Here is a 26,319-nt window from a genome sequence, read left to right as displayed (position 1 = left end):
GTAACTTGATGAAATTCTTAGAATATGTAATATCAAAAACAAAGTTAAAAAATAATATTTTATTTGAGAGTTTTCCAGATGTGAGTGGTAATTCCTTCGCACTATATAAGAAAATGTTGGAAGTAGGGTTAAATAAAAAGTATTCTTTTTATTGGGTAGTAGATAACCCGCAGAAATATAAAAGTATGGAAAGAGAGAATATTTTTTTTATTAAAAGACCCTTAACGAAAATTGAAAAGTTTCTTTTTATTATTAAGTACAGTTCTTCTAAATTAATGATTACTGAAAACCGAATATATCCTAAGATTCATAAAAAAATGTTTTGGGTACATCTTACCCATGGTACACCAATAAAAAATACCAAAAGTTATATGTATTTAGATAAAAATGTAGATTTAGTATTATATCAATCAGAATATGTTAAAGAAATTGTAGCTAAAGCATATAATGTTCCTTTATATAAACTAGTTTGCACTGGATATCCACGAAATGATTTATTAATAAATATGTCTAATCAAAAGTCAGAAGAAGAATATATAGTATGGTTGCCTACTTTTAGAAAAAACAGTAACAGAGATAGAATAGATAGCTCAGTTGAATTTCCTTATGGAATGCCGATTATTGAAAATGAAAATCAATTATTAGATTTAAATAAAATTCTAGTTAAAAATAATAGAATTTTATATATAAAGCCACATTTTGCAAGCGATTTAAGTAATTGGTCCAAAATTGAATGCTCTAATATAAAAATAATTGATGATACATACCTTTTCAATCAAAAAATTCAATTATATGAATTTTTGGGGAAATCAAAAGGGTTAATCACAGATTATTCTTCAGTTTATTATGATTATTCTCTATTAAAAAAACCCATTGCACTTACAGTAGATGATTTAAATGAATATAGTGAAAATTTGGGGTTTGTTTTTGAAAATTATTATGAAGAAATTAAAGGTTTTTACGTAAATAATTTTAATGAATTAAAATTTTACGTAGAAAATTTAGTTTATGATAGTAATATTGAAAAACAAATTGAAAAGTTTAATTATTATACGGATAATGAATCTTCTGAAAGATTGATACATTATTTAGAAAGCAAATATATTATTTAAGTACGATAATATAAAATGCCTGCTTGTTTATGTATTATTTAACATAACAATTTTTCTCTAATTTCTTGATAACTCATTAGCCCTTCCAAGGCCCGATTTGTCTAGTAAAAATAGCTAAATAAGAGATGTCCAAAAATATTGATAGTAATAATACAGGTGATAATGAAATTAATAAGTATAAGGATGGAAACTTCTAAAAAAATTGTAATTTTAACCGCTATTTTGATATAACGAAATTCACGCAAAGGGAAAGGAATTTAGAAATTTATGAGAAGAGTAATTACATATGGAACATTTGATTTATTGCACTATGGTCATATAAATTTATTGAAAAAAGCAAAAGAGCAAGGTGATTATTTAATAGTGGGATTATCTTCGGATGAATTCAATGATATAAAAGGGAAAAAAAGTTATTTTTCTTTCAATGAAAGAAAAATGCTCTTAGAAGCAATAAGATATGTAGATTTAGTGATTTTGGAAGATAATTGGGAACAAAAAGTATCTGATGTCTCTAAATATGATGTAGATTGCTTTGTAATAGGTGATGATTGGAAAGGAGAATTTGATTATTTAAAAGACTTTTGTGATGTAATATACCTTGAAAGAACACCTGAAATTTCTACTACTAAGATAAAAAGTGAACTTAATTCTCAGGTATAAAATGACTTAGGAATGAAGTCACCCTTAAAAGTTAGACATGTTTTTTAGGTAGCTTCTTGGGCATGAGTTCGATATTTTGGACTGCTTCCCGTCAAGTAGACAGGGAAATAATAAAAAATGATTTAAGAGGCTTAAGCTCTGTATTGTAGAGGGCTTAAGCCGTTTAGTGTTTCTTGATAACGTTCATTGTTAGAAAAATGATATAGTTATCAATGGCGAACTTTAATGCTCTGAAATTCTCGAACTTAAATAAACAATACTTCTTTACTTTTAAGGTTCCCCAAAATGCTTCAATTGTACCGTTATCGTATGTGAGGGCATTCATTTTTGTCAACATCGGGCTAGAATTTCCTATAAACGCCAGAATAAAATTCCTCACTTTTCGCTTTCTACAGAGGGTGCAGCTGGGATAATCCCAGCTTTTTTCTTTTCCTCCATACGGTACGAGTCGACTTTAATATTAAAGTAACCGATTGATGCAACAGGCAATCTAATATTGCTGTTACTAGTACCTCATCGCCGAATGTGTAACCGTCAAGCTCTGCTTGTCGACGGAGCTTCGGTAGATGCTGCGGGATCACCGTTAAAATAACTGAATGTGTTTATATAAATCATAATAAACGCATATAAAGGTCTTTTAACGCCATCTACAATTAATCAATGTGGCTACCTTCTAGCTGTGCCTTACCAAACCGTTCATAATTTGAGGAATCGCACAATCTCCTTCAGTCGCTCCCATCAAATTTCTCTTAACAGTTGGACATAATCTCAAATTCTTTTGCATTGGCAAACATTATGAGCTCCGTTATATAGGATAGGCCGATTATCTTCATTTGTTCAAATTAATCCTCCTCATCAATGACTAAGAAGCGATCCTCTACCTTTTAGCCTTCCTTTAAAATGGCTTTGATCAGTCGGATATTTGTTTTTGAATGTTCATTAAACTGCTTTTTGGCTTTTTCATTTAAGTAGCGGATGATGTTTGTAATCTCGTCACTTTGGTCAGTATTCGTTTTCGACTTTTCCTTTTCTTGTAGGTTTGGCTCTTCAAAGAACAACTCCTCCTGGGCATAATTTTTCTGAAGCAGCTCGTCAATTTTTCCATAATCAATTCGGTACCACTTCGAACGGTCAGTATTGAACCGGTTAAATTTGTTGGATGAAATAATAATTTCGTAGTGTTCCAATTTCGTTATAAGCCTTTTAACTTTCGTAATGCTCCAATAAAAGCACTGCTTTGCCCACCCTTGATAAGTTTGGCGGTACCAAATGTGTCCGTCTTTCTCCACACCTTGCGTTTGTAATCGGTCATACAGATGCTGAAGGAATAGCGCCTCCTCAACACCGATACGTACCGCTAAATCCTGTGATAAAAATAGCTGTCTACCATTCACTAATAATTGCATGTTGCAACCTCCATCCTTTGAATTCTGTCTTGCCCTATATATGGCTTCCAAAATCAAAAAAAGGGACATCCAAATTGAAAATAATTTTTTGGGGAGATCCGATTATGAAATGCACAGAGAAAAAAACACGCAGTTGCGTTTTAACGCAACAATATATCTTTTTAAAAATAATTAAAAAAATAATTAATTCTTTTTGAGCGGACTTTTTTGTGCTCATGTGAAGGGACAAAAATGGTTCGTTGTTGAGAGGATTAAAACAGGTCGATGGAAGAGTTTTTTTACGCTGAAGAAATGAGGGTGAAATGAGGTTGGAATTTGTTAAAGAAAATTATTCTTAAATAATTAATCATTACTGTTTATTGCAAAATAAAAGTGCAGACTAGTGCAAAGAATTTGTACAGAGTCCTGCACTATTTTTGTGCATAAAAAAAGACTTGCCAGCCACCCCAAGTCCCTCTACTCTTTTGGGTGTCGAATCCAAAAAGTGGAGGTAAGAAAGGATGCTAGCAATGTCTGAAGTTAATTGTATCAAAACATTACGAAATGAAAAAGGACTATCTATTACCGAAATTGCCAATACAATGCAAGTGAATTGGCGCACTGCCGAAAAATATGGTGATGGAGATCAATTGCCTCAAGAGAAAACTCATTTGAAAACGGGCATGATGTACGACGAAGAATGGGGAGAAATCGTAATTGATTGGTTAGAAGAGGATTTAAAACTCAAGAAAAAGTTACGCCGTACAAATAAGAAAATGCTTGAAGATTTAGTAAAGAAGGGCTTCAAAGGTTCCTATAGAACACTTTGTAATTTCATTCAAGAATGGAAAGCAGCACAAGAAGACGAAATAAGCAAAGGTCATGAACGTTTAGAACATCCAGAAGGAGAAGCTCAAGTAGATTTCGGGATTATGGAAGCTGTTCAAGATGGCGAAATACTTGATGTTCACGCATTGGTCATGTCATTTCCAGCAAGTAATACAGCATTTGCGGTACCGATGCCGAGTGAAAATTTAGAATGCTTTTTAGGCGGACTTCAAGTGTTATTTAAACAGGCTGGTGGTGTTCCATTGAGCATTCGAATTGATAACTTAACACCTGCGGTGAAAAAGGTAAGAAAAGGCGACTCAGAGGCACAACTAACAGAAGCCTTTCGACATTTTCAACAATATTACGGGTTTAAAGTGCAAGTATGTAACCCACGAAAAGGAAACGAAAAAGGTCATGTGGAAGGTAAAGTAGGTTATGTTCGTTATAACTTCTTTAGCCTACCTCCGGTAATAAAGGATCTTGAAGATTTAACGAATCAATTAGAACAACAATTATTCAAGGATCGTCAACGAGTTCATTATAAAAAAGAAGTAATGATTGATGAGCTGTGGCAGCGCGAGCAAAAGCAATTAATCAAATTACCTGAAAAACCGTATCCGGTATTTAAGCAGTTTTTAATCAAGTTTAATAAATATAATGAATTCAAACTTGATGGGCATTTAATTCATGTGCCAAGAGCAAGGAACTACGTCCAGCTTTCTTGTGTGACCTACTGGGATTCGTATAAAGTCATCACAAATGCCGGAGAAATTTTATTATCTGATGCCCGACCTTATATGAGAAAACGTCGTTTTATTCCATGGAAGGAAATCTTAAAAGATTGGTTGAAAAAACCACGTGTTGTAGGACATTCCCGTTACTCAATCTATCTGCCAACGCGCATTAAAGAGTATTTAACAGTTCCTTCACTTGCGTTAAGAAAACAACGGATTAATGAATTACTGACACTTTTACTTACACATGATATGAATGATATTGATCAAAATTTTTATAATTATATTGGCCGTGAGGCTGAAGAAACTGAACATCCTTACGGTGTTAATTGGACAGAATATGATGCCTTATCCCCAAAAGGGACGGAGGTGTTAAATCATGAATGAAGATATTTTAACACTCTGTAAGCAATTGAGATTAGCATATGTAGCAGAAGCAATTAAAGAAGTGCCTTTTACTGAGCCGGAAGAATATCTGTATCAAGTTTTATTAAAAGAGCAGCTTGGCAGAGAACAAGCAAAAATAGCACGTAACTTGAAACAAGCTCGTTTCATTGATACAAAAACGCTAGAAAGCTACCAGTGGCATAAAGATATTTGTTTGCCTAGCCATTTAACGAAAGATGAGTTAGAACAGCTAGATTTTATTCGAAGAAAAGAGAATGTCATTTTAGTTGGCGCACCTGGAACAGGTAAAACACATTTAGCTTCTGCCCTTGGCCGAAAGGCTTGTGAGCATGGATTTGAAGTACGTTTTTATCGTGTATCGCATTTAGTTGAGGAGCTAGAGCAAGCCCTACATACGGGGAAATTGAAGCAGTTTAGAAGTAAATTAGAGAAAGTTGATTTAATGATTTTAGATGAAATGGGTTATTTGCCTTTCGGCAAAGAAGGAGCAGAATTACTGTTTCAAATTATTTCAGAGTTTTATGAACAAAAGAGCTTAATTATCACTTCAAATTTAGAATTTAGTCAGTGGAACCGCATTTTCTCGGATTCACGTTTAACGGCAGCTCTGGTGGATCGTTTGATTCATCACGCTCACATTATTTCCTACACGGGCCAGAGCTTCCGTTTAACAAATGCATTGTCGAGAAAATAGGGAAATTATCGGGTGGCAACACTCTGTATTTTTCGTTGCAATTCTCTGCACTTTTCTCTTGCAAAATACAATTACTCATAGAAAATGTTAGTTTACATAATACTTATATGTAGTATGCTCTATTTTTTGTGAATTTTTTTACCAAAAAACGACTCATTTAAAATATGTTGATGACATCATTCTACATTATTTTTGGATTTCCAATAAAAAATAACATGCTGACGAATGCTGTCCATTTTTATCAAAACCTTCAGTAGAAACGGTATTTCGAGTGAAATCGACAACTAAAAAATATAGAGTAGCCCCCGTCTTCTAACAGGCGGGGGCTATTTGGCGTTTCAATAATTAATAGAGAGAAATCTTACAATATTAGGTATATATTAAATCACTCGTGACTATAATATTAAAAAAGAATGTTATGGTATTTTCTGTAATCATTAAAATTTATTTTTATAATCTATTAACAGCAATATTTTAAGCGATCAATATAAAATTAACTGCACTACATCTGCATAATTATTCACACTCATTTTCATTCCAATAATCATTGAAGACTATTAGTAATGTGAAAGAGGAGGCTAGTTAATGCAAACAACTTTAAAAGCAAAGCGTTTTACTTTTGCGCAGATTGTGAAATTATCTCCGGTCTTTGCAAGTAAACTGCTGTTCTGGAAAACGTTTAAACATACTTTAAATTTGGGCAATCCGCAAACTTTCAATGAGAAGCTGATGTGGCTTAAATTATTTGAGGACGTTGAGTTCAAAGTGAGATTTACGGATAAAGTGAAGATGCGGGAATATATGATTGCGCTCGGATATAGCCATTTATTAGTACCGATAATCGGTATTTTTGAAGAAGTAGAGGATATTATTTTTGAACAGTTACCAAGGAAATTCGTTATGAAATGTACGCATGGATCTGGTTTTACAATTGTTTGCGAGAATAAAAGAGAATTGAATTACGAAAAAACGAGGTTACAGTTAGCGGAAATGATGGCGACGAACTATGGACTTATCAATGCAGAACCTCATTATTTAAAGATTAAACCGAAAATTATTATTGAGAAATATATAGAGCCTTCAAGAAGCGACATTTCCAATGCATACAAAATACATTGCTTCCATGGAGAACCTAAAATTATTGAACTTGCGTTAAAACGTAATACACGAAATGAGCAATCGGTTATGCTGACACCCGATTGGGCAGATACGGGATATATTGAGAAAAAGCTTCCTTATGAGATTTCAGAATCTAAGCCAAAACAGCTGGAAGATCTACTGGCAATTGCTAAAAAGCTAAGTAAGCCCTTTACGTATGTCCGTGTCGATTTGAATATCGTGGAGGAGAAAATTTATTTTAATAAACTGAACTTTACACCGGATGCCTGCCTAAATATCGACATTCACGAGCAGGCGAACAATGAACTGGGGCAATGGCTTGAACTAAATATCGGAAAACGTAAGGAGCCTGTTTCAATTGCTCGGTCTAAATCTTAACGATGCTCTAAATTATTTCATTACATTTTGCAAGGAGGATTTTACATGATTCCAATTGTATCAATAATTGTCGCTGCCCATAGTATGGAAGGCTCTTTAAAACCATGTCTCCATAGCTTGCAGAACCAATCTTTGCAAGCGATTGAAGTGCTTATTGTTAACCACGCTTTTACCGATGACACAGCCCGTCTTTGTGAAGAGTTCATAAAAGAGGATGACCGCTTTCGTCTCATTGAATCTGATCAACTTGGTTTAAGTGAAGCGCGTAATGATGGCATAAAAGAGGCCAAAGGGAAATATATTGCCTTTGTTGACGGAAATGATTTCGTTGAATATACAATGTATGAAAAGATGGTCCAGCGGGCAGAGCAAAAATATGCAGATTTCGTCTTATGCGGCTATACGAAATATTGGCCGGAAACGAATCGCAAAAAGCATTATAAAATCAATGAAGCCCTGTTGTCTAAAACGAATCCGGTAGATTACTTTTTGGCAAAGCATAATGAAGCATATGTTGTGGCGTGGAATAAGCTGTTTTTACGGAAAATCATTCACGATGAGCAACTGTATTTTGAAAATCGCACCTTCTTTGAAGATGTAGGATTTGTTGCCCGTTATTTATCGTTTGCGAAAAAAATCGCGATTGTCAATGAGCCGCAGTACAACTATGTACAAAGCGAGGGCAGGCCTACTAAAATCTACAACCCGTCCATTGCACAATCGCATGAACAAACGTACGCGCAACTAAAGCAGTTTTTTGATAAAAGACAATATCGGAATGTAATAGAAGCGTTAAATTTACGGCTGTATATTCACCGCTATCATTATGTATTATTGACAACTTCGAACACAAGGCAATTAAAATCCCTTGAACGGCAAATTATAAGAGAGAGCAAAAATTTCTCCCAGCTGCCGTGGAAACACCGGATGATGAAGCCGTTAGTAAAATTGAGAATATATCCAACATTTTTCCGGTTAGTACGTAAAGTTAAGGCATAAAAGTTAATTTTTTGCGAATTAGACTTTTCACCAAAAGTTGAAGATGCCAAAACAAAAGAGCAAAGAAGTTGATTGGAATGGAGGGGAGGCGACTCCAGCGTTTAAGTCGTTGCTTCTGCGGTGGTCGCAATAAATTGCCACCATCCTCGGCGCAAAGAATCAGAGACAAACACATTTGACTCTGATTCTTGCCCCTTGGAAAGCGTCCGACCCGTAATGGAAATCAACCCCACTTTATGGGGAAGTACCCAATTAATATAGAAACAGCTAGATGCATAATTGATGACATCATTACCATACAAATAGATTTATTCACTTAGGAAGGGGTAATGCACGATGATTTTAGTCATTGGGGGAGCAGGTTATATTGGTAGTCACGTTGTAAATCGATTAGTCGAAACAGAACGAGTTGTTGTGTACGATAATTTATCGACAGGTTGCCGGGAAGCAGTAAATGAACAGGCGATCTTTATAGAAGGCGAGCTGGTAGATGAAAAGCGCTTAACACAGGTTTTTTCTCTTTTCCCAATAAAGACTGTTGTGCATTTGGCGGCAGCTAGCGTGGAAGTTGAATCTAATGAAAATCCGCAACTTTATTATGAAAATAATGTTACTGCAATGTTAGTGTTGTTGAAGGTAATGCGGGCACATCATGTTAAAAATATTGTCTACTCGTCTACAGCCTTAACATCTTCTCCGGCCAATGAGCCTTTGAATGAGCAAAGTTATATCGAAACGACAAATCCATATGCAAGGTCAAAATATTTTAGCGAACAAATATTACAGGATTATACTATGGCTTATAAAATGAACTGTATTGTGCTGCGCTATTTAAATGGTTCGGGTACACAAATAGAGGATCTAGTGAATGCCTATTCTATGGCACTGGAAACGGTCGCAAAAAATGAGCGGTCATTTAAAATTTATAATTTAGGAAATGGGCAAGATTATTCGGTAAAGGAAACGAAAGAAAAAGAGACTATTACAAAGTCAGACAGCCATATAGAAGATACACCCGTATTTATTGCAAGTCTGCAAAAAATACAGCAAGAATTAGGCTTGTATGCAGAGAAAAATTTGCAGCGTTTAATTTCAGATACATGGAATGGACATCAAATCAAAAATTTCAACTTCTGATTCTGTTACAATTCATTTTGTAGCAGTTTTTTTGCGTACATTCTTAAAACAATGGTAAAATGGATGCTTAACATGAGAAAGTGTGGTTTTATAAAATGAAAGTATTATTTATTGGCGATATCGTCGGTTCGATTGGTCGCGATGCTCTTGAGCAGTATTTACCGCGATTAAAGAAAAAATATAATTTGGATGTTGTTATTGCAAACGGAGAAAATGCTGCAGCAGGGCGCGGTATTACTCGTGCAATCTATAATGATTTGCTGCAAATGGGTGTCGATGTCATTACGATGGGTAACCATACGTGGGATAACAAAGACATTTTTGATTTTATCGATGATGCGGATTACTTAGTCCGTCCGGCGAACTTTTCAAAAGACGCTCCAGGACGTGGGATGACGCAGGTGTCGAAGAACGGTGTAACAATTTCAGTCATTAATTTACACGGCCGTGTTTTTTTACCGCCGCATGAAGATCCATTTGCAATGGCAGTAGAAATGGTCGAAGAAGCGAAAAAAACGTCGCCAATCGTATTTGTCGATTTCCATGCAGAGGCGACAAGTGAAAAGATTGCATTAGGCTGGCATTTGGATGGCAAAGCCTCTGTTGTTGTAGGAACGCATACGCATGTACAGACAGCTGACAATCGTATATATCCGGGTGGTACTGCATATATTACGGATGTTGGTATGACAGGACCATATGATGAAGTGCTTGGTATGGGGAAAGACAATGTCATTTATAAATTTTTGACAAATATGCCTGCACGCTATGAAGTACCGAAAAAAGGCCGTGCTGTATTGAGCGCATTCTTTGTCGAAATTGATGATAAAACAGGAAAAGCGATTAGACAGGAACGTGTACTTATTAATGAAGACAATCCTTTTAGAGCTTAAATTAAAGTAAATATCAGTCGAAATATAACACCTACCATTGAAAACTTGGCAATTGCCTATTTTTATTCAATGCGTAGGTGTTTTTTGTGGTTCATCACCATAAGTTGGGGATGACAAAATTGAAAAAATAATATTTTCTAATTAAGTCCGTTCTGCTACGCTACGGGGAAAACGCGTTGAAGCAAGTGTTTTTGAAGCTCGCGTCCGTTGTACTACGTTCCGGGGCAGGCTTTCCGGGCGGCGTAGCTCCAAAGCTTTTGTCAAAAAGCTTTGCGACGAAAGCGGCAGCGACAGGAGCAACCATTTTCCGCGCACGCTTAATCGCCAAGGAGTCCGCCCCTACACTTCGCACAACTCTTTTCGTTGATGCGAATATTGTGGAGGCTCACCCTTCGCTCCACGTCACTCTGCTTTGGATAAAGTGAATTTCTGCAAAAATGAAGATTATAAAACATAGCATTTCCGCTCTCTGCCGCCTCGCGATAGCGCAAGCGGCTTGATTGGGTGTTTTTTACTTCACTTTATAACAAGGGCAAAATTTTGGGATTGGTGGGCCTCGCAAACGGCAATAAAGGCAGTGATAAAGACACGTATCGCGTGGCTTTAGCGCTGTCTTGCCGTAGCCCACCAATCAATCAAGTGAAATTTTATTAGAAAAGCAACCCCATGTTATGGTGATGAGCCTTTTTTGTAGGATATTAATGGCATAAAGTGAGTGAATATTTAGCAATTGCGGTGGAAATTATAGTTCATATGCTCTCTACTATAGTTGAAAAGAGTCTGAGGAGAATCAGGATGAAAAAAGCATGGAAATGGATAATTAGCACCGCAATTGTTTTAGTCAGTACGAGTCTCATTGTCATTTTGAATGTATATGGAGATATCAAAAGTACTGCAAATGAGATCTATACACCGATGGAGGATAAATCATCTGAAATACGGATGCAGCCAGTCAATATTACAACAGAAATGGAGCCGTTTTCAGCACTCGTTTTAGGGGTAGATGAACGGGAAGGCGATGTTGGGCGCTCGGATACGATGATTGTTTTGACCGTCAATCCCACACTTCAAACGACAAAAATGCTGAGTATACCACGGGATACCTATACCGAGATGGTGGGGAAAGACTTTAAAGACAAGATCAATCATGCTTATTCCTTTGGTGGCATGGAAATGTCGATGAAAACGGTGGAGAAATTATTAGGCATTCCAATTGATTATGTAGTGAAAGTGAATATGGTAAGTTTTGTCGATATTATAGATATCCTCGGTGGGGTAAAGGTTAAAAACACCTTGAATTTCAATTTTCAGGGCGAGCATTTTCCGATTGGGGAATTAGTACTCAATGGTGAGCAGTCTTTGAAATACGTACGTATGCGCTATGACGATCCGACTGGTGATTTCGGCAGACAAAATCGACAGAAACAAGTGATTCAAGGCGTTTTAGACGAAAGCTTGTCGATAAAAAAAGTGTGGAACTACAAATCGATTTTCAAAACTTTGGAGAAAAATGTAGAAATGAATGTCCCATTTGAGGATCTCCTTAGTATTCAAAAAAATTATGGTGATAGTTTAAAAAAGATAGAGCAAGTTTATATGAACAAAGGCACGAATACGAAGCTGGACGGCATTTATTACTATTTGCCGGATGAAAGTGAATTGCAGCAGCTTCAGGAAGATTTAAAAAAACATATGGAAATATAAACAACTATAAATAGGCAACAGCGAAAGCTCATAGCTGTAATCAAAATTACTTTACTGTATTATTTTGGTAGTATAAATTATATTAGCTTTCAATGGTTTGAGGTGATAGATATTAAAATTGTAAAAGTACTTTCTTGGGGAATCGTTATTTTTTGGATGCTATTTATTTTTTACTTATCTCAGCAGCCAGCACATGTATCAAATGGTCTAAGTAAAAATGTTACCGAACAAGTTAATAAAATTGTAGAAGTCGTTACCCCGTGGGAAGATGCCAAACAGGCTAATCACGTTGTAAGGAAAAATGCGCATTTCATTATCTTTTTTTTCCTTGGAATATTTGTGTTTACAGCTCTTAAGATGAGTGGGATGAAAGGATTTCTCAGTATAGTACTTGCTTTCTTTTTATGTATGGCGTACGCAGTTGCGGATGAATATCATCAGCTATTTGTTGATGGAAGAGGCGGGCAAGTAAAGGATGTCCTAATTGACTGTGCCGGGGCGGCGTGTGGGATTACGATTGCCTCTATTATCAGTTTTATAGGGAAAGGCAGAAAACCTCGTGCTAAACAGACACGTGAAAAAGAGCCGATGAAAAGGTTTGGAAATATGAATAAAAATGTAGAGTAGATTCTTGTCGAATACAAGAGTCTACTCTCTTTTTTGGTAGTAAGGTATAGTTTTCCACTATCGCGAATATGCTAATATAACTAAACGTTTTTTGGGGGGGATGGAAAAAACTTTTAAAATTCTTATTTCTGTAGGTATTTTGAGGGAGGAAAATTAGTGAACTATACTGCCAGGTACACGGTTTTTTCCATGCTAGACTCGCTGATTGTATTATCAGCCATTTTTATTAGTTATTTTTTATTACATCCGACATTTAATATTTATTCGGATTCTGTTATTAACATAAGTTCAGTCACATTGTTAATTAGTTATCATATCATGGCCTACATATTTCAACTGTATAATCGGATCTGGAGTCTGGCGTCTGTAAAAGAATTATTGACAATCGGTTATGCGGTTTCGACATCGGTTTTAATAGCAAGTGCCATGCAGTTGGTCCTAAAAAGTGATATTTATTTCCGCGTAATGGTGATTACGTGGTTATTATTGATTTTATTAATTGGCGGGTCACGCTTCCTACTGAGACTTACTCATGATTGGAATGCAAAAAAGCCAAATCATGCAGATGTCAAACGTGTCCTCATTATTGGGGCCGGGGAAGCAGGGACAATGCTTTTACGAAGTATTAAACGCAATTCATCTGAATATGAGGCAGTAGCCCTTGTGGATGATGACCGGAACAAAATGCACTTAAACTTAATGGATGTAAAAGTGTGCGGAACTACAGAAGACATTCCAAAAATTGTCCAAGCAAAGGGCATTCAGGAAATTATTTTGGCGATTCCCTCCCTTAGCAAAAAGGAAATTCAAGAAATTTATGCACGCTGCGGTGAGACGAAAGCAACAATTAAGATCATGCCTAAAATTGAGGATGTCATGACAGGTAAAGTATCGGTCAATGATATGCAGGAAATTAAAATCGAGGACCTGCTTGGCCGTGAAGAAGTAAAACTCGATATGTTAACTCTTTCTAATAACCTTACGAATAAAGTCATCCTCGTAACAGGGGCAGGTGGCTCGATTGGTTCGGAAATCTGCAGACAGACGGCCCATTTCCATCCTAAACAAATCATTTTACTCGGGCATGGAGAAAACTCGATTTATAAAATCCATCTTGAATTATCTGAAAAAACTGAATATAAAAACGTACTATTTACTCCGGTTATAGCAGATGTGCAAGATAGAGACCGGATTTTTGAAGTAGTCCAGCAGTTTAATCCAGATGTTATTTACCACGCCGCTGCCCATAAACATGTACCTATGATGGAAAGCAATCCTCGGGAAGCAGTGAAAAATAACATATTTGGAACAAAAAATATAGCAGACGCTGCCCATACATTCGGGGTGTCCAATTTTGTCATGATTTCAACCGATAAAGCGGTAAACCCTCCTAATGTAATGGGCGCAACGAAACGTATTGCTGAAATGATCATTCAAAATTTGGCGTTATACAGTGATACGAATTTTGCGGCAGTACGCTTTGGCAATGTTCTTGGATCACGGGGGAGTGTCATTCCGAGGTTTAAGGCACAGATTGCAACCGGTGGACCTGTTACGGTTACACACCCCGAAATGACCCGCTATTTTATGACAATCCCTGAAGCTTCCAGGCTCGTATTGCAGGCAGGTGCACTGGCGCATGGGGGAGAGGTCTTTGTACTGGACATGGGGGAACCGATGAAAATTGTCGATTTAGCCAAAAATCTGATTCGCTTATCAGGCTTTACTGAAGATGAAATCGGCATTGAATATACCGGAATCCGCCCAGGAGAAAAAATGTTTGAGGAATTATTGAATCCTGAAGAAATTCAGGAGGAACATATTTATCCGAAAATTCATGTCGGCAAAGCAAATGGCTTGAAAGAGCAACTTTTGATGGCAGTACTCATTGAACTGAAAGAATGCGAATTGGCGGAACTGAAACAAAAGCTCGTTGATATTGCTAATGGCAGATGGATTTTTAAAGAAAAGGAAAAAACGATTGCATAGCTAAAGCGTGTCTGGTGTATGCAACACTTTTATTAAAAATAACCGTATAATATAGCAATTTATTGAATATATAGAGAGACAGCATAGTTGTTTCAAGGGGGGAAATAGAGTGGAAGAAACAATCAGTCTACAGGAAATTGCAAAAATAATTAAAAAACGTTTATGGCTTATCATTTTTTTTACAGTCGTTGGGATCGGAATTAGTACAGGTATTAGTTTTTTTGTTCTAACCCCTATCTATCAGGCCCAAACGCAGATTTTAGTCAACCAAAACATTAGTCCAGAGGAATTATACTCGATGCGAACGACCGAGACAGATTTGCGTTTAATCAATACTTATAATGTCATCATCACAAGTCCGGTCATTCTAACCCCTGCCTTGGAACAACTTGATTTGGACATGACGCCGGAACAATTGATGAAACAGATTTTTGTATCGAGCAAAAATGACTCTAAAGTTGTTAATATTCGCGTAGAGGACCCCAATCCGGCATATGCAGTCGATATTTCAAATGCAGTGGCGGAAGTATTTAAAGAAAAAATACCGCAGTTAATGCGGGTCGATAATATTTCCATATTATCTGCTGCCGAATATAGTGATAATCCATCTCCTGTTAAACCGAAAAAGCTGATGAATATAGCAATTGGGGGATTGATCGGTCTTATGATCGGCGTTGGATTCGTTTTTCTGCTGGAATATTTGGATATGACGATAAAGAGTGAGCGGGAAGTGGAGGAGTATTTGGAATTGCCTGTCATCGGAATAGTAGGTTTTTTTGATGAAGAAACGAAAAAAAGATATTCCCGAAAAGCGAGGAGAAGTTGAAATGTTCAATTTGAGAAGCAAAAAAAAGAAAAACAGTATGCAGCCAGTTGCACGAAAACTTGTCACGATATCCGAGCCGAAATCCGTTGTTTTGGAACAATTCCGTACAATCCGCACAAACATTAAGTTTTCAATGCCGGATGAGCAGTTGCAAACTATTTTAATTACTTCTTCAACACCGGGGGAAGGGAAATCAACAAATGCTGCAAATCTGGGCGTTGTATTTGCCCAGGAAGGTAAGAGAGTGCTCATAATTGATGGGGATATGAGAAAACCGACTTTGCACCATACGTTTAAAACGTTCAATAAAGTAGGTCTTTCTAGCATTTTGGCAAGAAAAGCGGCGATGCATGAGGCGGTTCAGGAGACATTTATTGTTGGACTGGATGTTATTACGAGTGGTCCAATTCCACCAAATCCGTCTGAGTTACTTTCCGCTAGAACGATGGACATTTTGCTTCTCGAGGTGAAGAAAGACTATGACATTATTATTGTCGACTCACCTCCGTTACTATCTGTTTCGGATGCGCAAATTTTGGGGAGTAAATGTGATGGTTCGATTTTAATTTTAAATACTGGGAATGTTGATAAAAGGGCTGTTAAAAAGGCCAAATCTATTTTGGATTCTTCGCAAACGAAAATTTTAGGGGTCGTAATGAACAATTACAAATTACCAACCCATCATTATTATTATGATTATGAAAACTATAGTTTAGCAGATTAATTTTTCTTAGGAGTCAATGATTTTTGAAGTCTATTTTAGAATTAACGCGCATACAATGACGTACAGGCAATAAAAATTGTCTAAAAAGATATTGCAGTACTAGATGAGGGGGAAATAGCTGTGGATTCATTGAAAGTATCATCTCGTTCTAATCCTAATTCTGTTGCAGGAGCACTCGTGGCGGTTATACGAGAGCAGGGTTTTGCAGAAATGCAGGCTGTAGGTGCAGGTGCGTTAAATCAAGCAATTAAAGCAGTAGCAATCGCTCGAGGGTTTGTGGCACCAAGTGGTACAGATTTAATTTGTGCCCCGGCTTTCGCAGACATTACAATTGCAGGAGAAGATCGTACGGCGTTAAAATTACTCGTTGAAAAAAGAACTCGTTCAGCTAATAATCAATAGTCCTACACCCGCTTAGCACCTAGGTAGTGCTAAGCGGGTGTTTTTTGTTTTCAAGATATTTTGTTAGAATAAATACATTACATAATAATGAAACAAAATGTAAAAAATTTCGTTTCTTAAATAACTGCATAAATAATCAACTTTACCCGCAAAACTAATTGTGTACAGAAACTTTCCGTCAAAGGTCTGATTTTTACTACTATATGACATTTGCAATAGAAGAGACTTACACTTCATGTTAAACTAATGTAGGAAAAATATCTATACGTAGCAAAGCTTGATGCTAGCTACATTCGCTCTAACCATTATATAATACAGAAATTTTAAGGAGATGTTGATATGTTACATCAGCTTTCATGGAAAGTCGGTGGGCAGCAAGGTGAAGGGATTGAGAGTACAGGTGAAATTTTCTCAATGGCAATGAATCGTCTAGGGTATTTCCTATACGGTTACCGTCATTTCTCTTCTCGAATTAAAGGTGGCCATACGAATAATAAAATTACAGTTCGTCCAACAGAAGTACGCGCAATTGCGGACGATTTAGATATACTAGTGGCGTTTGACCAGGAAACAATCGACGTGAACTATAAAGAATTAACTCCAGGCAGTATCATTTTAGCCGATGCGAAATTCAATCCAACAAATCCGGAAGATTGTGTCGCACCATTATATGCTGTGCCATTTACGGAAATTGCGGCTGAGCTTGGTACGTCTTTAATGAAAAACATGGTGGCAATTGGTGCATCTGCAGCACTTTTAAACTTGGATGAATCAGTTTTCCAAAGTGTTGTAAATGAAATTTTCGGACGTAAAGGTGAAGAAGTCGTTGCGAAGAATATCGAAGCGATTGAACGCGGACGTCAGGCGATTTCAGAGCAAATTGGTGACCGTGTAGGTACTTGGGAGATTGCTCCTGCTGACGGGAAACGCCGTATGTTCATGATCGGTAACGATGCAGCGGCATTAGGTGCATTAGCAGCTGGCTCTCGTTTTATGGCAGCTTACCCAATTACACCGGCATCTGAAATTATGGAATACATGATTAAAAAGCTTCCATTAGTAGGTGGAGCGGTTATTCAAACAGAGGACGAAATTGCAGCAGCAACAATGGCGATTGGTGCGAACTATGGTGGTGTGCGTGCATTTACAGCATCAGCAGGTCCTGGTCTTTCATTAATGATGGAAGCGATCGGTCTTTCAGGTATGACGGAACAACCGCTTGTTATTTTCGATACACAGCGTGGTGGTCCATCTACAGGTTTACCAACAAAGCAAGAACAGTCTGACTTAATGGCAATGCTTTACGGTACACACGGTGAAATTCCGAAAGTAGTCATTGCGCCTTCTACAATGGAAGAAGCGTTTTACGATACGATCCAGGCATTTAACATTGCCGAAGAACTACAATTGCCGGTAATCGTAATGACAGACTTGCAGTTGTCATTAGGGAAACAGTCAGTTGATCCATTTGATTACAGCAAAATTGAAATTCGCCGCGGTAAAATTGTGGAAGCGGTTGAAGATGAAGAAACGAAAGATTACTTCAAGCGTTATGAAAATACAGAAGACGGCGTTTCACCACGTGTATTACCAGGTTTAAAAGGCGGTATTCACCACGTAACAGGTGTTGAGCATGATGAAACTGGTAAGCCATCTGAAGCGACTGGTAACCGCCGCACGCAAATGGATAAGCGTATGCGTAAATTACAGCATGTCCGTTTTGAAAATCCGGTATACGTGAACGCGCCTCATGAAGATGCGGACGTTTTACTTGTAGGCTTCAACTCAACGCGCGGAGCAATTGAAGAAGTACAGGAAAAGCTGAACTCTGAAGGTATGAAAGTAAACCACGCCCATATTAAGCTAATCCATCCGTTCCCTGTAGAAGAGATGAGCGCATTAATGGATAAAGCGAAAAAAGTGATTGTCGTGGAAAACAATGCGACAGGACAGCTTGCAAATGTGATGAAAATGAATATCGGTGGTCACGCGAAGACGAAGTCGATTTTAAAATATGATGGTACACCTTTCTTACCACGTGAATTAACAAACTTAGTGAAGGAGGAAATTTAATCATGGCAACATTTAAAGATTTCCGAAATTCCGTAAAACCTAACTGGTGTCCAGGCTGTGGTGACTTCTCCGTACAAGCGGCGATTCAGCGTGCAGCAGCAAACGTAGGCTATGAACCGAACGAAACGGCAGTCATTTCAGGAATCGGCTGTTCAGGTCGTATTTCAGGCTATATTAATTCATATGGCTTCCACGGTATTCATGGTCGTGCTTTACCGATTGCACAAGGTTTGAAAATGGCCAACAAAGATTTAAAAGTAATCGCTTCAGGCGGTGACGGTGATGGCTTCGCGATCGGTATGGGTCACACAATCCATGCAATCCGTCGTAATATCGACATTACGTATGTAGTAATGGACAACCAAATTTACGGATTAACAAAAGGGCAAACTTCTCCACGTTCTGCTGCTGGTTTCATTACGAAATCAACACCAGGTGGGGCAATCGAGCCTTCATTAAAGCCGTTGGAAGTAGCTTTAACAGCAGGTGCAACATTTGTGGCACAAGGCTTCTCAACAGATATTAAAGAACTAACAGCAATGATTGAAGCTGGCTTAAACCATAAAGGCTTTTCATTCATTAATGTATTCTCGCCATGTGTAACGTACAACAAAGTGAACACATACGACTGGTTCAAAGAAAACTTAACAAAGCTTGCGGACATCGAAGGCTATGATTCTTCTAACCGCGAAATGGCGATGCAAACAGTAATGCGCCATGAAGGTCTTGTAACAGGCATTATTTATCAGGATACAGAAACAACTTCTTATCAAGATAAAATTAAAGGCTATTCAGAGCTACCATTAACTGATATCGATATTAGCTTATCGGAAGATCAATTCGATCAACTAATTAAAGAATTCATGTAAATAAAAATTTAGAGCTATACAGGCTGAAATTACAGCTTGTATAGCTCTTTTTATTTTGGAGTGGTGAGAGGGTGACGAATAATTGTGGTTGAGTGGCGAATAAGTTGAGCGACTTGACGATTATCTGGTTGTAGGTGGCGAATAAGTAATCCGTAGTGGCGAATAGTACATATCAACATTGTCCAATAAACTTCCCCACAATATTTTTTAGTGGGAATTTCTAATTATTTATATACGAATATTTTTCTAAACACTCCTATAAAGTGATTTATAATTTTAAATAGTATGTTTTTTTATTTATAACATGCTACTTTTTTGATATTCAGCAAAAAAACATAAAATTATGATTTTTATTAATTATTTTCAGAAAAGTAGTGAAATTCAACAAAATACCTGTTATATTTAATCAATAAGATATATTACTGAGTGATATGTTAAATTATCCCATATGTTAAATTACCTAATATTTGGTAATTTATATTAAAAATTTTTGGGATAACTTCTATTATTAAGCTGCCCATTATAGTACAATAGCAATAATTATTTTATAAAAGATGTAAAAATATTGGGTTTTTATGCTTGTGTTACTGTAGTAGAAAACAATCAACTTCAGTAAAAATAACGCTATTTTAATAATTGGGGAAACTGCTGTAAAAAATAGATAAAACACAGCTAGAATAATACATTTTAGGGGGATGGATTTTATGAACAGTCAAATTCAACTTATGGTACCTGAGTGGTTTGTCCAAGATGAGCTGCATATTGTGGATACAATCATTAGTAAAGCTTCCGGCACATCGGGTATTGTGATTGCGGGAGAAAACTTCGATGCTTCCAAGCAGTGCAATCCAATTGTACGTCTTTACACAATTCGTTTAGTTGAAGATCAATATGAATTGGCAAAGGAACTTGAATCATTCCAATTTAAAACAGTAGAAGAGGCAGAATTATTTTGTTCAAAGCTGCCGGAATTAAATGCCATTGATTTGATTATGCTTATGAATAAAGAAGAGCCTGTGCTTTCCATGTAATAGATTATAAAGCTTTGTTGGATGAGATCTCATTTAACAAAGCTTTTTTTGTCGTTCCTTTCTGAGTGCCTCTATTTGTATTTTAATGTAGAAAGGCTACAATAAAGGAGAATAACAATATTAAGGAAGTGATTTAAATGGCTAGAGGTGTATATATTCACATTCCTTTCTGTCATCAGATTTGTAACTACTGTGATTTTAATAAAGTATTTTTTAAAAATCAGCCAGTTGATGAGTATATTGAAGCACTAGGACGTGAAATGGCAATGACGGTTGCCAAAACTCCTGAAGCTTTTACTAATATAGAAACAATTTTTCTCGGTGGGGGCACACCTACTGCATTATCCGCACAGCAAATTGAGAAATTATTACAGCTAATAACGAAACATATTCCGATGTCATCCGTAAAAGAATTTAGTAGTGAAGCAAATCCGGATGAACTCACTATTGAGAAATTACAGGCGCTCTACAATGGTGGCGTAAATCGCTTAAGCATGGGGGTACAGTCGTTTGATCAATCATTACTAACAAAGATTGGTCGTACGCATTCCAATGACCATGTATATGAAACAATTCAAAACGCAAAAAACGTCGGCTTTGAGAATATTAGCATTGATTTAATGTATGGCTTGCCAGGGCAAACGATGGAACAGTGGCAAGATACATTGGAAAAAGCATTGGCATTAAAGCTTCCCCATTATTCAGCCTATTCGTTAATCGTCGAGCCGAAAACGATTTTCTACATTCAATATGCAAAAGGGAAATTGGTTTTGCCGACCGAGGATCTTGAAGCTAGTATGTACGGTGTTTTAATGGATACGATGGAAGCGCATGGACTGCATCAGTATGAAATTAGTAATTTTGCGCATGAAGGCTATACATCTACACATAATAAAATTTATTGGGATAATGATGAGTATGCAGGTTTTGGTGCAGGCGCTCACGGTTATTTAAACGGTATTCGCTATTCAAATGTCGCACCGATAAAAAAATATATTGAAATCGTTATGGAAGGAAAGCTTCCGCTATTGCATGAGCATGAAGTGACAGTTGAAGAAAAGCTGGAAGAGCAAATGTTTTTAGGGCTTAGAAAAACGGCTGGTGTCACACATGAAGAATTTGAAATGAAATTTAATCAATCAATGGAAGACCTTTATAAGGAAACAATTTCACGTTTGCTGGAGGAACAATTGATTGAGTTTGATACAAAAGGCATTCGCTTAACTAGAAAAGGCCGATTTATAGGCAATGAAGTTTTTCAACGCTTTTTAGTAGGGGAGTAAAATCCAAATTCGATGTAAATCCTACTGCGCGTAAAATGGACACAAAAAGAATATTAAAAATTTCGGACGAATTCATTGACATCATTTTAGAGATTTGCTAATTTATATAATATATTAGCACTCCTCTTAATCGAGTGCTAACAGAGGTGAAGAGATGTTAACAAATCGGCAGTTACAAATATTGCAAGCAATCGTAGATGACTTTGTGATGTCTGCTCAGCCTGTTGGTTCGCGTCAACTATCGAAAAAAGAAGGTATTACGTACAGTGCAGCTACGATACGTAATGAGATGGCTGATTTAGAGGAATTAGGCTATTTAGAAAAAACGCATACTTCTTCAGGGAGAGTGCCATCCGAAAAAGGTTATCGCTTTTATGTTGACCATTTACTTAAGCCTCAAGTCATTTCGACTGGCGAAGTAGCACAAATTCATTCGCTCTTTGAAAAACAAATTGTTGAGGCAGAGCAAATTATTAAAGAATCGGCGAATATCTTGTCGGAGTTAACGACGTATACGACGATATTGCTCGGTCCGGATGTGCAGAAGCACCGTGTAAAGAAATTCCAGATCGTTCCTTTAACAGAGGAAACGGCAGTGGCTATTATTGTAACGGATAACGGTCATGTAGAAAATCGTACTTTAACGTTACCAACGGGTTTTAGCCCGCATGATATAGAAAAAATGGTAAATATTCTGAATGACCGATTAGTAGGTGTACCATTATATGATCTTCCAACAAAGCTTCAAACAGAGGCATTATCAGTATTGAAATCTCATATTAACGCATCGGAATCAATTGTTCGGTCATTATTGTCCATTACTTCACACCAGAATGAGAGTAAAGTTTATTATGGTGGGAAATCGAATATGTTAAACCAGCCTGAATTCCATGACTTAGCCAAAATGAGAATGCTGATGGATTTATTTGATAAGGAAAATCAAGTTCAAACGCTATTTAATCAGGGCAATCATGGTATTCAAATTCGAATAGGTTCTGAAAACAATCATTTAGCGATGGAAAATTGCAGTGTAATTACCGCTTCTTTTTTAGTCGGTGAAGAACAGCAAGGGGCTATCGCAATTATCGGTCCAACGCGTATGGACTATAGACGGGTTGTGACATTGTTGGATGTTATGACGAACAGTCTGTCCCAAGCGTTTTTCGATAAGAAACAATAACGCCCCGGTGTTATTGCGTCAGCGAGTGTTTTTATACACCGCTGAATTAAAATAAATGATTGATACTCGAGGAGGAAAAGAAGTGTCTGAAACTACAAAAACAAATGAAGAATTGCAGCAAGAAGAAACTGCTGAGCAAGAAGAGGTAGTGGAAACAGCTGAAACTGAAGAAACAGTATTAGATGAAAAAGAACAGAAAATTGCTGAATTAGAAGCAAAATTAGCAGAAGAAGATGCACGTTACTTACGTTTGCGTGCAGATTATGATAATTTAACACGCCGTACTCGCCTGGATCGTGAATCTGCGGAGAAATACCGTGCGCAAAGCCTGTTAACAGAATTATTGCCTGCATTGGATAATTTAGATCGCGCACTTAAAGTCGAAGTAACATCAGAAGAAGCAGCTTCATTATATAAAGGTGTGGAAATGGTGTATCAGCAATTATTAGCTGCAACCGAAAAAGAAGGCTTAGTGGTTATCCCTGCTGAAGGTGAAACTTTTGATCCGAATTTCCATCAAGCGGTGATGCAAGAGCAGGATAGTGAAAAAGAATCAGGCATCATTTTACGCGAGTTACAAAAGGGATATAAATTAAAAGATCGTGTCCTACGACCTTCAATGGTATCTGTAAACGAATAATTCAGTACTTTTTAGTGCTAGTTATATAATATGGCTGTCAAAATTTCATCCTTCTGTAAATGAAGGTTGGTTGGACAGTATTTGTTAAACTATCTACACATACATTCTGTTTTTTAATATTAGGAGGAAAATTAAATTATGAGCAAAATTATCGGTATTGACTTAGGAACAACAAACTCTTGTGTATCTGTATTAGAAGGCGGCGAGCCAAAAGTAATTCCAAATCCAGAAGGTAACCGTACATCTCCATCTGTAGTAGCATTTAAAAACGGTGAAAAACAAGTGGGTGAAGTTGCTAAGCGTCAAGCGGTAACAAATCCGAATACAATCATTTCTATTAAATCTAAAATGGGTACAAACGAAAAAGTAAAAGTAGATGATACAGAGTATACTCCACAAGAAGTATCTGCAATGATTTTACAATACTTAAAAGGTTATGCTGAAGACTACTTAGGTGAAAAAGTAACGAAAGCTGTTATCACAGTTCCAGCTTACTTCAACGACGCTCAACGTCAAGCAACTAAAGACGCTGGTAAAATCGCTGGTTTAGAAGTAGAGCGTATTATCAACGAACCAACGGCTGCAGCATTAGCTTACGGTTTAGATCAACAAGATGTTGACCAAAAAATCCTAGTATTCGACTTAGGTGGCGGTACATTTGACGTTTCTATCCTTGAATTAGCGGACGGCGTATTCGAAGTATTAGCAACAGCAGGTGACAACAAACTTGGTGGTGACGACTTCGACGACAAAATCATCGCTTATTTAGTTGAAGAGTTCAAAAAAGAAAATGCAGTAGACTTATCAAAAGACAAAATGGCAATGCAACGTTTAAAAGATGCAGCTGAAAAAGCGAAAAAAGACTTATCAGGTGTAACTTCTACTCAAATTTCATTACCATTCATTACTGCAGGTGCTGATGGTCCACTTCACTTAGAAGTATCGTTATCACGTGCAAAATTCGATGATTTAACTAAAGATTTAGTAGAGCGTACAATCGTTCCTACTCGTCAAGCATTATCAGATGCAGGTCTTTCTGCTTCTGAATTAGATAAAGTAATTTTAGTTGGTGGTTCTACACGTATTCCTGCAGTAGTAGAAGCAATTAAAAAAGCAACAGGTCATGAGCCACACAAAGGCGTAAACCCTGACGAAGTAGTAGCAATGGGTGCTGCTGTACAAGGTGGCGTATTAGCTGGTGACGTACAAGGCGTATTATTATTAGACGTAACACCATTATCATTAGGTATCGAAACAATGGGTGGCGTTATGACGAAATTAATCGATCGTAACACGACAATCCCAACATCTAAATCTCAAGTGTTCTCAACAGCTGCAGACAACCAACCAGCAGTAGACATTCACGTATTACAAGGTGAGCGTTCAATGGCTGCAGACAACAAAACATTAGGTCGCTTCCAATTATCTGATATTCCACCAGCACCACGTGGTATTCCACAAATCGAAGTAACATTCGATATTGATGCAAACGGTATCGTATCTGTAAAAGCAAAAGACTTAGGTACACAAAAAGAACAAACAATCGTGATCCAATCTGATTCAGGTTTATCAGAAGAAGAAATCGAGCGTATGGTTAAAGATGCTGAAGCAAACGCTGAAGCTGATGCGAAACGTAAAGAAGAAGCAGATCTTCGCAACGAAGCAGACCAATTAGTGTTCCAAGTTGATAAAACAATCACAGACTTAGGTGAACAAATTACAGAAGATGAAAAGAAATCTGTAGAAGATGCACGCGATGAGCTAAAAGCTGCTTTAGAAAAAGGCGAAATCGATGGTATTAAAGCTTCTAAAGAAAAATTAGAAGGCGTATTACAACCTTTAGTAATGAAAGTATATGAGCAAGCGGCAGCAGCTGCACAAGCACAAGGCGGAGCTGAAGGCTTTGATGGCGCTGCAGATGCAGGCAAAAAAGATGACGGCGTAGTAGATGCTGACTTTGAAGAAGTAAAAGACGATAAAGACAATAAATAATCGTTAGAACGGATATAGTTTCGCTAAAGCGAAATTGATTAAACTTAAAAGCCAAAGACCGCTCGCGGCTTTGGCTTTTAAGTTTGTTGATGAGCTAGCGGAAATGGATGGGTGCTAAACCGTTTTGAAATTGAAAGTTAAAAATAGACGGAGAAATTCCGGTTATTTTAAAAAAATCATGAAAATTGGCAAAAATAAGCGGAGAAATTCCGTCTATTAAAGTAAAAAGCATGAAAATACCTGGTTTTTTTAATGAATAAGCGGAAAACTTCCCTTTATTTACACTTAAAATGAAGGTCATCAGTTAAATAAGCGGAAATCCTCCGCTTATTTCGAGTGAGCCCCCCATGCCACCATGTAAATGGAAAGCGCGGAATTTAAATAGAGGGGTATTAAAAAAGCCATAAATAACGGAACGAATTACCGTTATTAAGCTAAAAAGTAAGTTAATAACGGCTTTTTTTATGAATAACGGAAAAAATTACCGCTATTTCCGCTTAAAATAAAAGCCTTCAACAAATAACGGAAAAACCTTCCCTTATTTCGCCAATCTCATTTGAAGTAGGAAAGTACGCTTGAGAATACTCGATCCACTCAAGCCGTGCCCCGTGAAAGTATTGGTCATATTA

General features: G+C 37.0%; 22 protein-coding genes and 2 pseudogenes. 21 read left to right on the top strand and 3 right to left on the bottom strand.

Annotation, left to right across the window (positions count from 1 at the left end):
• Positions 1-8 precede the first annotated feature (8 nt).
• Positions 9-1,112, top strand: a complete 1,104-nt coding sequence (locus MHH95_RS18565; RefSeq protein ID WP_340728831.1) for a CDP-glycerol glycerophosphotransferase family protein — start codon at positions 9-11, stop codon at positions 1,110-1,112.
• Positions 1,113-1,379: 267 nt separating this feature from the next.
• Complete coding sequence (gene tagD, locus MHH95_RS18560) at positions 1,380-1,772, top strand: glycerol-3-phosphate cytidylyltransferase (protein WP_340728830.1); 393 nt, start codon at positions 1,380-1,382, stop codon at positions 1,770-1,772.
• A gap of 131 nt (positions 1,773-1,903) precedes the next feature.
• On the opposite strand, the pseudogene MHH95_RS18680 reads toward tagD, so the two are convergent.
• The 3 genes and pseudogenes from MHH95_RS18680 to MHH95_RS18555 form a co-directional block, all read right to left on the bottom strand.
• Positions 1,904-1,969 (bottom strand): annotated as a pseudogene (locus MHH95_RS18680) (IS3 family transposase); the annotation flags it as partial.
• A gap of 178 nt (positions 1,970-2,147) precedes the next feature.
• Positions 2,148-2,305 (bottom strand): annotated as a pseudogene (locus tag MHH95_RS18675) (ATP-binding protein); the annotation flags it as partial.
• A gap of 351 nt (positions 2,306-2,656) precedes the next feature.
• The gene (locus MHH95_RS18555) at positions 2,657-3,178 is read right to left on the bottom strand and encodes a conserved phage C-terminal domain-containing protein (RefSeq protein ID WP_340728829.1); all 522 of its coding nucleotides are present in this window, start codon (positions 3,176-3,178) and stop codon (positions 2,657-2,659) included.
• Positions 3,179-3,678: 500 nt separating this feature from the next.
• Here MHH95_RS18555 and istA point away from each other — a divergent pair, with 500 nt between their 5' ends.
• The 19 genes from istA (at position 3,679) to dnaK (ending at position 25,690) form a co-directional block, all read left to right on the top strand.
• Positions 3,679-5,109: an IS21 family transposase gene (gene istA, locus MHH95_RS18550; RefSeq protein ID WP_340728828.1), complete on the top strand. Its 1,431-nt coding sequence runs from the start codon at positions 3,679-3,681 to the stop codon at positions 5,107-5,109.
• Positions 5,102-5,824 (top strand): IS21-like element helper ATPase IstB, encoded by a 723-nt coding sequence (gene istB, locus MHH95_RS18545; RefSeq protein WP_340728827.1) that lies wholly within the window; start codon positions 5,102-5,104, stop codon positions 5,822-5,824. The genes istA and istB overlap by 8 nt, the downstream gene beginning before the upstream one ends.
• Before the next feature lie 585 nt (positions 5,825-6,409).
• Complete coding sequence (locus tag MHH95_RS18540) at positions 6,410-7,321, top strand: ATP-grasp fold amidoligase family protein (RefSeq protein WP_340728826.1); 912 nt, start codon at positions 6,410-6,412, stop codon at positions 7,319-7,321.
• Between the two features lie 45 nt (positions 7,322-7,366).
• Entirely contained in the window at positions 7,367-8,320 is a 954-nt protein-coding gene (locus MHH95_RS18535; protein ID WP_340728825.1) for a glycosyltransferase family 2 protein, read from the top strand.
• Between the two features lie 336 nt (positions 8,321-8,656).
• Positions 8,657-9,457, top strand: a complete 801-nt coding sequence (locus tag MHH95_RS18530; RefSeq protein ID WP_340728824.1) for an NAD-dependent epimerase/dehydratase family protein — start codon at positions 8,657-8,659, stop codon at positions 9,455-9,457.
• Between the two features lie 95 nt (positions 9,458-9,552).
• Entirely contained in the window at positions 9,553-10,350 is a 798-nt protein-coding gene (locus MHH95_RS18525) for a TIGR00282 family metallophosphoesterase (RefSeq protein WP_340728823.1), read from the top strand.
• 795 nt (positions 10,351-11,145) lie between these two features.
• Positions 11,146-12,054, top strand: coding sequence for an LCP family glycopolymer transferase (locus MHH95_RS18520; protein ID WP_340728822.1), 909 nt, complete (start codon positions 11,146-11,148; stop codon positions 12,052-12,054).
• A gap of 102 nt (positions 12,055-12,156) precedes the next feature.
• Positions 12,157-12,681 carry a VanZ family protein gene (locus tag MHH95_RS18515; RefSeq protein ID WP_340728821.1) on the top strand — a complete coding sequence of 175 codons (525 nt, stop codon included), beginning with the start codon at positions 12,157-12,159 and terminating at the stop codon, positions 12,679-12,681.
• A gap of 189 nt (positions 12,682-12,870) precedes the next feature.
• Positions 12,871-14,670 carry a polysaccharide biosynthesis protein gene (locus tag MHH95_RS18510; protein WP_340728820.1) on the top strand — a complete coding sequence of 600 codons (1,800 nt, stop codon included), beginning with the start codon at positions 12,871-12,873 and terminating at the stop codon, positions 14,668-14,670.
• A gap of 109 nt (positions 14,671-14,779) precedes the next feature.
• Entirely contained in the window at positions 14,780-15,496 is a 717-nt protein-coding gene (locus MHH95_RS18505) for a YveK family protein (protein ID WP_340728819.1), read from the top strand.
• Between the two features lies 1 nt (position 15,497).
• Positions 15,498-16,220 carry a CpsD/CapB family tyrosine-protein kinase gene (locus MHH95_RS18500; protein WP_340728842.1) on the top strand — a complete coding sequence of 241 codons (723 nt, stop codon included), beginning with the start codon at positions 15,498-15,500 and terminating at the stop codon, positions 16,218-16,220.
• 120 nt (positions 16,221-16,340) lie between these two features.
• A complete protein-coding gene (locus tag MHH95_RS18495; protein ID WP_191698329.1) occupies positions 16,341-16,622 on the top strand; it encodes a stage V sporulation protein S in 282 nt (93 codons plus the stop codon).
• Between the two features lie 339 nt (positions 16,623-16,961).
• Complete coding sequence (locus MHH95_RS18490; protein ID WP_340728818.1) at positions 16,962-18,695, top strand: 2-oxoacid:acceptor oxidoreductase subunit alpha; 1,734 nt, start codon at positions 16,962-16,964, stop codon at positions 18,693-18,695.
• A 2-nt stretch (positions 18,696-18,697) separates the two neighbouring features.
• Entirely contained in the window at positions 18,698-19,564 is an 867-nt protein-coding gene (locus MHH95_RS18485; protein WP_191698327.1) for a 2-oxoacid:ferredoxin oxidoreductase subunit beta, read from the top strand.
• 704 nt (positions 19,565-20,268) lie between these two features.
• Positions 20,269-20,595 carry a geranylgeranyl pyrophosphate synthase gene (locus MHH95_RS18480; RefSeq protein WP_340728817.1) on the top strand — a complete coding sequence of 109 codons (327 nt, stop codon included), beginning with the start codon at positions 20,269-20,271 and terminating at the stop codon, positions 20,593-20,595.
• Between the two features lie 137 nt (positions 20,596-20,732).
• Positions 20,733-21,878, top strand: coding sequence for a radical SAM family heme chaperone HemW (gene hemW / locus MHH95_RS18475; protein ID WP_340728816.1), 1,146 nt, complete (start codon positions 20,733-20,735; stop codon positions 21,876-21,878).
• 154 nt (positions 21,879-22,032) lie between these two features.
• Entirely contained in the window at positions 22,033-23,058 is a 1,026-nt protein-coding gene (hrcA, locus tag MHH95_RS18470) for a heat-inducible transcriptional repressor HrcA (protein ID WP_340728815.1), read from the top strand.
• Between the two features lie 55 nt (positions 23,059-23,113).
• Positions 23,114-23,698, top strand: coding sequence for a nucleotide exchange factor GrpE (gene grpE / locus MHH95_RS18465; RefSeq protein ID WP_445683030.1), 585 nt, complete (start codon positions 23,114-23,116; stop codon positions 23,696-23,698).
• A 138-nt stretch (positions 23,699-23,836) separates the two neighbouring features.
• Positions 23,837-25,690, top strand: coding sequence for a molecular chaperone DnaK (gene dnaK, locus MHH95_RS18460; protein ID WP_340728812.1), 1,854 nt, complete (start codon positions 23,837-23,839; stop codon positions 25,688-25,690).
• Positions 25,691-26,319 lie beyond the last annotated feature (629 nt).

Source organism: Solibacillus sp. FSL K6-4121 (assembly GCF_038002585.1).
Taxonomy (GTDB): domain Bacteria; phylum Bacillota; class Bacilli; order Bacillales_A; family Planococcaceae; genus Solibacillus; species Solibacillus faecavium.
The sequence above is the reverse complement of the archived record's forward strand: the minus strand, read 5'-3'. Positions and strand labels throughout refer to the sequence as shown.

Bases quoted from the DNA above. Each gene is read 5' to 3' on its own strand.
- grpE (WP_445683030.1), top strand. From the start codon at position 23,114: ATGATTGATACTCGAGGAGGAAAAGAAGTGTCTGAAACTACAAAAACA.
- istB (WP_340728827.1), top strand. From the start codon at position 5,102: ATGAATGAAGATATTTTAACACTCTGTAAGCAATTGAGATTAGCATAT.
- tagD (WP_340728830.1), top strand. From the start codon at position 1,380: ATGAGAAGAGTAATTACATATGGAACATTTGATTTATTGCACTATGGT.
- MHH95_RS18520 (WP_340728822.1), top strand. From the start codon at position 11,146: ATGAAAAAAGCATGGAAATGGATAATTAGCACCGCAATTGTTTTAGTC.
- MHH95_RS18535 (WP_340728825.1), top strand. From the start codon at position 7,367: ATGATTCCAATTGTATCAATAATTGTCGCTGCCCATAGTATGGAAGGC.
- MHH95_RS18530 (WP_340728824.1), top strand. From the start codon at position 8,657: ATGATTTTAGTCATTGGGGGAGCAGGTTATATTGGTAGTCACGTTGTA.
- MHH95_RS18540 (WP_340728826.1), top strand. From the start codon at position 6,410: ATGCAAACAACTTTAAAAGCAAAGCGTTTTACTTTTGCGCAGATTGTG.
- hrcA (WP_340728815.1), top strand. From the start codon at position 22,033: ATGTTAACAAATCGGCAGTTACAAATATTGCAAGCAATCGTAGATGAC.
- dnaK (WP_340728812.1), top strand. From the start codon at position 23,837: ATGAGCAAAATTATCGGTATTGACTTAGGAACAACAAACTCTTGTGTA.
- MHH95_RS18510 (WP_340728820.1), top strand. From the start codon at position 12,871: ATGCTAGACTCGCTGATTGTATTATCAGCCATTTTTATTAGTTATTTT.
- MHH95_RS18485 (WP_191698327.1), top strand. From the start codon at position 18,698: ATGGCAACATTTAAAGATTTCCGAAATTCCGTAAAACCTAACTGGTGT.
- hemW (WP_340728816.1), top strand. From the start codon at position 20,733: ATGGCTAGAGGTGTATATATTCACATTCCTTTCTGTCATCAGATTTGT.
- MHH95_RS18525 (WP_340728823.1), top strand. From the start codon at position 9,553: ATGAAAGTATTATTTATTGGCGATATCGTCGGTTCGATTGGTCGCGAT.
- MHH95_RS18490 (WP_340728818.1), top strand. From the start codon at position 16,962: ATGTTACATCAGCTTTCATGGAAAGTCGGTGGGCAGCAAGGTGAAGGG.
- MHH95_RS18480 (WP_340728817.1), top strand. From the start codon at position 20,269: ATGAACAGTCAAATTCAACTTATGGTACCTGAGTGGTTTGTCCAAGAT.
- MHH95_RS18500 (WP_340728842.1), top strand. From the start codon at position 15,498: ATGTTCAATTTGAGAAGCAAAAAAAAGAAAAACAGTATGCAGCCAGTT.
- MHH95_RS18555 (WP_340728829.1), bottom strand. From the start codon at position 3,178: ATGCAATTATTAGTGAATGGTAGACAGCTATTTTTATCACAGGATTTA.
- MHH95_RS18565 (WP_340728831.1), top strand. From the start codon at position 9: ATGAAATTCTTAGAATATGTAATATCAAAAACAAAGTTAAAAAATAAT.
- istA (WP_340728828.1), top strand. From the start codon at position 3,679: ATGCTAGCAATGTCTGAAGTTAATTGTATCAAAACATTACGAAATGAA.